Origin of the sequence: Streptomyces sp. NPDC002130 (assembly GCF_040296465.1) — a bacterium.
Classification (GTDB): Bacteria; Actinomycetota; Actinomycetes; order Streptomycetales; family Streptomycetaceae; genus Streptomyces.
This window is the reverse complement of sequence record NZ_JBEOXI010000790.1, coordinates 1-1,499: the sequence shown is the minus strand read 5'-3', so window position 1 is coordinate 1,499 and position 1,499 is coordinate 1. Positions and strand designations below refer to the sequence as shown.

Here is a 1,499-nt window from a genome sequence, read left to right as displayed (position 1 = left end):
CCCGTGGTGTTCCTCCGTCTGCACCCTCGCATACCAAGCGGCCCTGGACTCGATGGATGGTCAAGGACTCAAATGCACGACGATGAACGTCAGCGCGGACACCTCCGGATTCCGCACTCGCCCAGGAGTATCCGCCACCGTCGAAGTCACCGTCAGTTGTGAAGTCTCCTACGACGCCCTCGGATGGCCCGGCGTCAGCGGAGGACGAACCATCGAGGTCACGGCAATCTCACCCATCGACACATTCCGGGAGCGCACCAGATGATCACCGCCCTGCGTAAGCGACTCACCTCCAGGCTCCCCGAAGAACGCGACAAGGGTTCCGTGACCCTGATGACCGTGATACTCGCCCCCATCCTCATATTCTTCGTGTGGGGACTCATCGTCGACGGCGGCGGAATGCACACCGCAGCTCAACGCGCCGACAACGTCGCCGAAGACGCCGCCCGCGCGTCCGGACAGCAGATCGTCGGAACACTCAGCGCGCGAGGCATCGATACGGTTGTCGACCCCGTACGCGCAGTGGCGGCCGCGAAACGCTACCTCGCCGACGCCGGTGTAGAGGGCGAGGTCATCCCCACCGGGCCTCGAACATTGCTGATCACCACCCGCATCATCTACGACAACAAGCTTTTACCCCTTGGTTCGAAAGTGATCACGGGCAGCGCAACCGTGAACCTCAACCGCACCAACGCAGGGGAGGTGTACCGGCCATGAGTACTCGCACAGTCCGATCCCGCCTCGCAGGACTCGGGTACCTCCTCATCCTGCTTCTGCTCGTGGCAGGGATCCCCGCAGCACTATGGGCATTGCGCGGAAATCCTCTCGACATCCCCTTCTCGGATTTCGAAAGTCTGCTCTCCAGCCCCGACGACGGCAGCCTCCTCGTCGCACTCCTGCCCCTCGTCGGCTGGGCCGCCTGGGCGACATTCACCCTCCCGATCCTCGTCGAACTCGCAGCCACACTCCGGGGCGTCAAGGCACCGAAGATCCGGCTACTCGGGTCGCAACAGAAAACGGCGACATTCCTCGTCAGTGGTGCACTTCTCCTGCTGACAGCCGGCACCGCAACCGCAACACCCGCACTCTCGCAACCAGCGGACAGCGCATCACCCGCGCCCTACGCACCGATCTCCGCACAACAAGACCCAAGCGGCCCCGCCCACACTCAGATGGACCCCCGCGCTGCACGGCCCGCAGTCCAACCCGCCGGCCCGACCGTGACCACCGTCCGCGGAGACACCCTGTGGGGACTCGCCCACACTCACCTCGGCGACGGAAGGTTGTTCACCGAACTGCTCGAACTGAACAAAGACGTTGTGCCCGAAGCAGGATTCCTCGCAGAGGGAATGACGCTGCAACTCCCCGCGACAGCCCAGGACGTCGTACAAGGCGCCTACACCGTCCAAGCTGGAGACACACTCTGGGAGGCCGCGGTCGTCCTGGACGCGGCGAGCCTCGAAGTCGTCGCCGAGGCCACCGCGGTGGGCCGGATCTCC

2 protein-coding genes and 1 pseudogene are annotated in these 1,499 nt (G+C 64.4%); all 3 read left to right on the top strand.

Going from position 1 to position 1,499, the window contains the following annotated elements:
• Positions 1-265, top strand: a pseudogene (locus ABT116_RS45575) (pilus assembly protein); the annotation flags it as partial.
• A complete protein-coding gene (locus ABT116_RS45570) occupies positions 262-717 on the top strand; it encodes a TadE/TadG family type IV pilus assembly protein (RefSeq protein ID WP_003944242.1) in 456 nt (151 codons plus the stop codon). The pseudogene ABT116_RS45575 and the gene ABT116_RS45570, both read left to right, overlap by 4 nt.
• A 62-nt stretch (positions 718-779) precedes the next feature.
• A partial coding sequence (locus tag ABT116_RS45565; protein ID WP_351646991.1) for a LysM peptidoglycan-binding domain-containing protein occupies positions 780-1,499 on the top strand: 720 nt, incomplete at its 3' end.